Origin of the sequence: Paraconexibacter sp. (assembly GCF_041602235.1) — a bacterium.
In the GTDB taxonomy this organism is placed as follows: Bacteria; Actinomycetota; Thermoleophilia; order Solirubrobacterales; family Solirubrobacteraceae; genus Paraconexibacter.
The window spans coordinates 1-8,370 of the sequence record NZ_JBFIGP010000168.1; the positions used below are offsets into that span (position 1 = coordinate 1).

General features: G+C 71.8%; 5 protein-coding genes. 4 read left to right on the forward strand and 1 reads right to left on the reverse strand.

Annotation, left to right across the window (positions count from 1 at the left end):
* Positions 1–54: 54 nt before the first annotated feature.
* On the forward strand, positions 55–2,538 hold the full coding sequence (locus tag ABYE80_RS13400; RefSeq protein ID WP_372790785.1) for a hypothetical protein: 2,484 nt from the start codon (positions 55–57) through the stop codon (positions 2,536–2,538).
* Between the two features lie 43 nt (positions 2,539–2,581).
* Here ABYE80_RS13400 and ABYE80_RS13405 read toward each other — a convergent pair whose 3' ends face one another.
* On the reverse strand, positions 2,582–3,253 hold the full coding sequence (locus tag ABYE80_RS13405) for a LuxR C-terminal-related transcriptional regulator (protein ID WP_372790786.1): 672 nt from the start codon (positions 3,251–3,253) through the stop codon (positions 2,582–2,584).
* A 338-nt stretch (positions 3,254–3,591) separates the two neighbouring features.
* Between ABYE80_RS13405 and ABYE80_RS13410 the strand changes: the two genes are divergently transcribed.
* The 3 genes from ABYE80_RS13410 to ABYE80_RS13420 all read left to right on the forward strand — a co-directional run.
* A complete protein-coding gene (locus tag ABYE80_RS13410; protein WP_372790787.1) occupies positions 3,592–4,059 on the forward strand; it encodes a hypothetical protein in 468 nt (155 codons plus the stop codon).
* Between the two features lie 71 nt (positions 4,060–4,130).
* Complete coding sequence (locus ABYE80_RS13415; protein ID WP_372790788.1) at positions 4,131–5,330, forward strand: hypothetical protein; 1,200 nt, start codon at positions 4,131–4,133, stop codon at positions 5,328–5,330.
* Positions 5,327–8,370, forward strand: a 3,044-nt coding sequence (locus ABYE80_RS13420) for an RCC1 domain-containing protein (protein ID WP_372790789.1), incomplete at its 3' end; no start/stop codon positions are given. The genes ABYE80_RS13415 and ABYE80_RS13420, both read left to right, overlap by 4 nt.

Genomic DNA, 8,370 nt, shown 5'->3' on the forward strand with positions numbered 1-8,370 from the left:
CCCCTCCCCAACCACGACACCTGCCCAACTTCCGGTGCTAGGGTCGCGCGCTTCATGCGCCGTCTCGTCCTCGCCCTGGCCCTCCCGGCGCTCGTCGCCCTGACCGCCGCGACGCAGGCGCAGGCCGCCGAGTCGCTCACGCGCTACAGCCTGGTCAACGGCTGCTTCTCGCTGAGCACCACGCAGGGGCCGGTCGCCGCCGGCGAGAAGGTCCGGATGCAGGCCACGGCTCTTGGTCGCTACCTGCTCTTCCTGCCCGACGGCACGTACCTCACCGGGCAGGGGGACGACAGGGCTCCCGCGCCCGAGAAGGACCCCAGCCCGCAGGGCGAGTGGCGGGTCGAGGAGGAGGGGAGCGGTCCGACGTTCTCCCTCACCGCCCTAGAAGGAGGAGCCGCGCTGAAGGGCGTCACCTTCACGCCGGCCGACGGGTGCGCCGCCTACCCCGAGGCGGAACTGAACGCGACGGGCGCCCCGGCCCGGAGCAGCACCGAGTTCGGTGAGGTCCGGGGCATCCTCGAGGGCCACATGCACTGGATGACCTACGAGAAGTACGGGCGCCAGTTCCAGTGCGGACGGCCGTGGCATCGCTACGGGATCGCGAAGGCGCTGCCGGACTGCAGCGGGGTCGAGGGGCCGAAGGGCATCGCCGCGCCGATGCAGAACTTCTTCAACTACGGCAACCCCGTCGCGCCGCACGACACGAGCGGCTACCCGAAGCTCGCCTCGTGGGGCAACGACAACCTCACCTACGAGGGGACCTACTGGCGCTGGGTGCAGCGGGCGCACATGGCCGGCCTGCGGCTCATGGTCATGGGCGTCAACGACAACCGCGTCCTCTGCGAGGTGCAGGCGCGGAAGGAGACGAACTGCAACGAGATGGACACGGTCCGTCGCGGGCTGCGGGCGATCCGTGAGCTCGAGGACTACGTCGACGCCCAGTCCGGCGGCCCGGGGAAGGGCTTCTTCGAGGTCGTCACCGACCCGTTCGAGGCGCGTCGCGTCATCAACGAGGGCCGGATGGCGGTCGTGCTCGAGATCGAGGTCTCCGAGCCGTTCGACTGCCGCGGCTGGGACAACCCGACCTGCGACCGCGGGCAGATCGACCGCCAGCTCGACGAGCTGCACGACCTGGGCGTGCGCAGCCTGCTGCTGCTCAACAAGTTCGACAACCCGCTCACCGGCGTGCGCTTCGACAGCGGGCTCACCGGCCTGCTCACGAACCCGGGCAACCGTCTGAGCGCCGGCACGTTCTTCAGCGCGCGCACGTGCACCGGGCCGTTCCGCGACAACACGATCGAGACGTTCGTCCCGCCTGCGAGCTCGGCGCTCGACACGGTCCTCACGAGCTTCGGCGTCCAGCCGGGCACGGCGCCCGTGTATCCGCCCGCCCCGCACTGCAACACGCGCGGGCTCACCGACCTCGGCAAGTACACCGTCGGCCGCATGATGGACAGGGGGATGATCGTCAACCCCGACCACATGAGCCAGGCGTCGGTCGAGGACACGCTCTCGCTGCTGGAGGCGCGCCGCTACTCGGGCGTGATCTCGCCCCACGGCTGGGTCGATCCGGGCAACTGGCCGCGCTTCTGGAAGCTCGGAGGCCTCGCGTTCCCCGGCCACTCCGACGCGAAGGACTACGTGAAGGAGTACGAGCGCTACCGCCCGAAGAGCACACCGTTCTTCACCGGCTGGGGCTACGGTGCCGACCTCGGCGGCATGGCCCAGCAGCCGCAGGCCCGCAACGGATCGGGTGAGATCTCCTACCCGTTCAAGAGCTACGACGGTCGCGTCACCTTCGAGCGCCAGGTCACCGGCGAGCGGACCTTCGACTACACCAAGGAGGGCGTCGCCCACTACGGCCTCTACGCCGAGTGGTTCGAGGATCTCCGCCGCCTGGGCGGCGCGAAGCTCGCCGAGGACATGTCACGCGGCGCCGAGGCCTACCTGCAGATGTGGGAGCGCACCGAGGGCGTGCGACCCGGCGCCTGCGCCCCGTCCCGTCGCAAGGTCACGACCCGCGGGATCGGCGGCCTGCGTCTCGGCGACCACTGGGAGACCGTCCTGCGCCGCGCGGGCCAGCCGCAGCAGCGCGGCCGCGCGTGGAGCTGGTGCGTCCGCGGCCGCGGCAACGCGAAGCGCGCCGACGTCGCGGTCCTGAACGACGCCGGCCGCGTCGAGCTCGTCGGCAGCACGGCCACCGGGCGGCCGCTCGGGACCGCGAGGGTCGGCCGGCGCGCTCGCGGCCGCACCGTCGTCCGCGTGCGCGGACAGCGGGTGACGGTCGTCCGGGCGGGGAAGGTCCAGGCGGTCGCGCTCGCGACCCGGCGCCTGGCACGAGACCCCAAGCGGCTGCGCACCGCGGTCCGCCGACTGCTCGCCGCGAAGGCGAGCGCCGCGGTCCCGACCTACGAGCCGAGCCCCGCCGAAGAGGAGCGCGCGAAGACGGGCGCCGCGCCCACGGGCCGGACGCTCGCCGGCACGGCCAATCCGCGGCTGGACCGGGCGATCGAGCTGCTCTGCCGGCTGCAGCTCTGAGCAGCCGGAGCCCGGACACCTCGGCAGGGCGCCGGGCGTGAGCTCACGGAATCCCGCACCGCACCGCGAGCACCGCGGCCTGCACCCGGTTGGTGGCGCCCAGCTTGCGCAGGATGCTGGCGACGTGGTTCGAGACCGTGTGCTCGCTCAGCGCGAACCGCACGCTGATCTCGCGGTTGCTGGCGCCGTCGGTCAGGCTGCGCAGGATCTCCCGCTCCCGGGCGCTGAGAGCGCGGATCGCGATGCTGCCGGCGACCGTGGCGGCGTCGATGATCGTGGCGGTCTCGCTCCGCAGCCGCTGCAGCAGTGAGTCGGCGACATGGGTGGCGAAGACGGAGTGCCCGGTCGCGGTCGCGAGCACCGCGTTGACGATCAGGGCGGGCTCCGCGGACTTGAGGACGCAGCCGGCTGCTCCGGCCGCCAGCGCTTCCGGCACCCGCTGCTCGGAGCGACGGACGAGCAGCAGGACGCGGGAGCGCGGCGCGTGCTGGGTGAGCTGGGAGATCGTCTCGACACCGCTGTCGTCCGAGAGCCCGGCGTCGATCAGCACGATGTCGGGATCGAACTCCCGCGCGAGCGCCACGCCGTCCGGCCCGTTGGCGGTCTCGGTCACGACCTCGGCGCCCGCGGCGCTCAACTCACGCGTGAGGGCGTGGCGAAAGAGGGCTTCCTCGTCGATGAGCGCGACTCGGATCGAGGGAGCAACTGGCTGCACCTGGTGTCGTCGCGTCGTCAAGTGGCCGCCTATCCGAAGCAACCATAGTGCCCCGCCGGAACGGCGGCCAAACGCGGCGGATGTCGAGTTTCGCCGCGGCTCTGCGCGGGCCGCGACCGGCCGGCGGCCTGCCGTCCGCACTAGTCCGTTTGGACCACGCCGACGACCCGATTTCCACGAAATCGGACCATTGACGGGTCGGGGACCGGTCCGTACCTTGGTTCGCTCTCGGCGCCGTGGGGTGCGCTGTCTACGTGCCCACCTGCCGGTGGGCCATCAGGGGGTTCCAGATGTTTCGTGCTCTGCGTGCGCGTCGGCGTGCTGCGGTTGCGGGTTCGGTGGCTGCTGTCGTGGTCGCCGGTGTCGCGTTCGCGTACTTCACCGACGGTGGTTCGGGGTCGGGGAGTGCGTCGGTGGGGTCCTCCTCGCCGTACGAGGTGACGGTGGATCCGGCGACCGGCGGGCCGTTGTACCCGGGGGCGGGTACGACGACGATCGCGTATCACGTCAAGAACGTGGGTTCGGGGGCGCAGCGGATCGCGTCGATCTCGGCGACGCTGAAGCGGGACGCCAGTGGCTTCGTCGTCTCGCGGGCCGGAGAGGGCGAGCAGACCCAGGACGGGTGCATGGCTTCGTGGTTCTCGCTCACCAACGATCCGGGGACGTTGCCGAGCACGCTGGCGGGTGGCGCGACCCACGACGGCGATGTCGAGATGGTGCTCAACGATTCCGGCACTGATCAGAACGCCTGTCAGGGTGCGACGCCGGTCGTGACGATCGAGGTCGATCCGACGCCCGTGGGCTGAGCGGCAGGAGCGGCACAGCGGGCCCGGACGCCATGCGTACCCCAGTGATCACGAGGTCGGCCCGTCGGGCCGTGCTGCTGCTTGCCGCGTTGGGTGTGTTCGCGGTCGGTGGCGGCGCGGCGTGGGCGCTGGGTGTGCTGCCGGTGGCTGCCGCGGTGGGGCCGCCGGCGCCGACGATGACCTCGCATCCTTCGGCGGTGGTGTCCGGTTCGCGGGTGGTGTTCACGTTCAAGGGACGTGACGCGGTGGGGTACGAGTGCCGACTGGATGCCGGCGAGTGGTCGGCGTGCGCGAGCCCGAAGGTGATCACCGGGCTGGAGGCCGGGCCGCATGTGTTCTCGGTGCGCTCGGTGGACGCGGAGGGGCGGCGGAGCGCGGTCGCGCCGTTCTGGGCGTTCGTGGTGATGGGTCCGGCGGCGCCGACGATCACCTCGCACCCGCCGTTGGTGACGGGGAGCTCGACGATCACGTTCGGTTTCCGGGGGGAGCCGGGAGTGGGGTTCGAGTGCAAGATGGATCTCGAGGCCTGGACGCCGTGTACCAGTCCGACGGACTACCCGCGCCTGGAGGCTGGGGCGCACGTGTTCTCGGTGCGGGCGGTCAACGCCGCGGGGGTGCGCAGCGCGCTCGCGCCGGTGTGGGCGTTCACCGTGACCGGCCCGAAGGAGCCGACGATCACCTCGCATCCGGGGCTCAGCACCCGTGCCTGGAAGGCGACGTTCGCGTTCACAGGGCCGGGAGATGCGGGGTTCGAGTGCAGGATGGATGAGGGCGCGTGGAGCTCCTGCACGTCGCCGACGAGCTACACGGGGTTGAGCGAGGGCCGGCACGTGTTCACGGTGCGGTCGGTCAACGCAGCGGGGCGGCGTAGCGTGCTCGCGCCGTTCTGGTCGTTCACGCAGACGACCTCCAGCGGTTCGCCGTTCTCGATCAGCGGGGACGCCACCGGTCTGCTGGCGCCCGGCGCCGCGGCGAGCCCGGTGGCGGTGAAGCTCACCAACCCCAACGATCAGGCGATCGAGGTCGATGGGCTGACCGTGGCGCTCACGGGTGCCGGGCTGCCCGCCGGGTGCGATCCGGCCTGGTTCGCGATCACCCAGTCCGACCTCTCACCCGACACCCCGGTCCGGGTGCCGGCGAATGGTTCGGTGACGCTGCCCGCCCAGGGGGTCAGTGCTCCCACGATCGCGCTGCGCGAGTCGGGCACCAACCAGGACGCGTGCAAGAACGCCCGCCTGAGCCTCGAGTTCACCGGGAGCGCCCACTCATGACCCCGACGCCCCGCAACCGGCCGCTCGCGCTGCTCGCCTCCGTCCTGGCGACCTGCCTGCTGATGGCTGAGGCGGCCTCCGCGTACTTCGTGGCGACCGGCGCCACGAGCACCTCGGCCCCGGTTGGCGCGATCACCGCCCCCGGCAACCCGATCGCCCGCCAGTCCGGTGACCAGGTCACCGTGAGCTGGGAGGCCTCGACCCCGTCCGGCGGTGGGACCGCCCAGGGCTACCGCGTCACCCGCTCCGACGACACCCCGATCTGCGGCGCCACCACTCCCACCACGGCGCTCTCGTGCACCGACGACACACTGCCCAGCTCCGCGGTCACCTACACCATCACCGCGATCCACCACGGCTTCACCAAGACCACGACCACCGGGTCGGTCACCGCGCTCGAGCCGCCGACGATCTCAGCGTTCCCGCCCGCCGTCACCTCCCAGGCCAGCGCGAGCTTCGCCTTCGGAGCGGGACCGGGGGGAATCGCGCAGGGGTGGGGACAGGGCGCCGCCGGGCAGCTCGGCAACGGAGCGGCCTCGAGTTCGACGACCCCGGTGGCGGTGTCGCAGGGTGAGGTGCCCGCGGGTACGACGTTCACGCAGATAGCGACCGGCACCAGCTTCTCGGTGGCGCTCAGCTCGACCGGCAAGGTGTACGCGTGGGGGAACGGCAGTGCCGGCCAGATCGGGAACGGCTCGACGGCCTCCCCCCGGACACCGACCGCGGTGTCGCAGGGCGCCGCGCCCGCGGGCACGACGTTCACGCAGGTAGCGGCCGGCGGCATCCACGCAGTGGCGCTCAGCTCGGCGGGCAAGCTCTATACGTGGGGAGGCGGCTCCTTCGGCCAGTTGGGCAACGGGTCGACCACGAACTCGTCGGTGCCCGTGGCGGTGTCGCAGGGTGCTGCGCCGGCGGGCACGACGTACATCCAGGTGGCGTCCGGCTCCAACCACGTCGTGGCGCTCAGCTCTGCGGGCAAGCTCTACGCGTGGGGACTCGGCGGTAGCGGGCAGCTGGGTACTGGATCGAGCTCCTCGGCCACCTCGCCGGTGGCGGTGTCGCAGGGCGCCGCGCCGGCGGGTACGACGTACACGCAGTTCGGTGCCGGCGCCAACCACGCCGTGGCGCTCACGTCGACGGGCAAGCTCTACGCGTGGGGACTCGGCAGCTCCGGCCAGTTGGGCCACGGGTTGAGCTCGTCGGCCTTCACGCCCGTCGCGGTGTCGCAGGGCGCCATACCGGAGGGCACGACGTTCAGGCAGTTCGCGGGGGCAGCCAACCACACGGTGGCGCTCAGTTCGACGGGCAAGCTCTACGCGTGGGGGCTCGGCACCGCCGGGCAGCTCGGCAACGGGTCGAACGTGACGTCATCGACGCCGGTCGCGGTCGCGCAGGGCGCCATGCCGACGGGTACGACCGTCACGCGCGTCGGGATCGGTGCCAACCACACGCTCGCGCTCACCTCGACGGGTGATCTGTACGCGTGGGGGGCCGGCAGCTTCGGGCAGCTGGGCCACGGCTCGACCTCGTCGTCCACGACGCCGGTCGCGGTGTCACAGGGCGGCACGGCCTACGCCGGGGTCGCGAGCGGCCCGTCCGCGAACCACACGCTGGCGATCGTCGACGTCCCCGCGGGCAGCCAGGAGTACGAGTGCCGACTGGACGGTGAGCCGTTCGCCGCCTGCACGAGCCCACAGGACTACGCGGGCCTGTCCGAGGGCGAGCACACGTTCTCCGTGCGTACGGCCGGCGAGACCGGGCACAGCCGCAGCGCCACGCACACGTGGACGGTCGACACCACCCCGCCGTCGACCACGATGACGCTGGACCCGCCCGCGCCCGACGGCCCGGAGGGCTGGTACACCGCAGCACCGAGCTTCACCCTCGCCTCGACGGATCCGGGAAGCGGGGTCAAGGACCGGTTCTACAAGCTCGACGGCGGGGCGACCCAGACCTACACCGGCCCGGTCACGCTCCCCGAAGGCACGCATACGGTCAGCTACTGGTCGACCGACCAGGCAGGCAACGTCGAGACCGCACGTGACAGCGTCCCGATCAAGGTCGACTCCACAGGACCTCAGAGCGCGTCGGTCTACCTCGCCGATGGCTCGCCGGTCGACGCCAGCGGCGCCTTCGACGCGGTCTGGGGCGGGGGGGCGCCCGCGTATGCCGCCGGTCGGACCGGCGCCCAGGGCGACGAGGCCTTCTCGTTCGCGGGGTCGCGCTTCCTGACGATCGACCCTGCGCTCGGTCAGTTCGGGACCGACCCGTTCACGATCGCCTTCTCGTTCCGGTCGACCTCGATTTCCGGGGGCACCGTCCAGAGCCTGGTGTCGGCGCGGTCCTGGTGCGGCAACCCGGTCGAAGGGTGGTTCGACATCCGCTACGGACCGACCTCCGTCGGCTTCGAGATCGGCAACAGCGGGGGCGTCGGGGTCAACCTCGCGGTGGGCACCGACTGGCACGACGTGGTGGCCACACGCACCGCGACCAGCTTCAGCCTGACCGTCGACGGCATCACGGCTACGCAGGGGGCGGCGGGCCCGAGCTCGGTGATGAGCGCAAGGCCCGTGGGCATCAACACGAGCCCCTGCATCAACCAGGACAGCACCCGTGAGCTTCACGCCTCGGTGGACGGGTTGACCATCACCCGTCCGATCGGCAGCGGGACGACGATGCGCGACGCCGCGGGGGCATCCCTCTCGTCGGGCACCGTGTACTTCAAGGGCGACGCGCCCGGGGCATTCACGCTCGCCAACACGCTCGTTGACCTGGGGTCGGGCGTCGGGTCGCTGACCTTCCCCGCGATCGGCGCGACCGGCTGGACGCACGACGCAGAGACGCTCACGGCCGGCACTCGACTGGGAGCCGCGACGGCGTTCGGGTCATCGTCGTTCAGCTGGGTGGCCGGAGCCTCGACCCCCGCCGACTACACGCTCCAGGCTCGCGACATCGCGGGCAGCGAGCGGTCCGGGGTGGTGTCGTTCGTCAACGACACCGCCGCACCGGCCGGCGGGGCGCTGACGGTCAACGGCGTCGG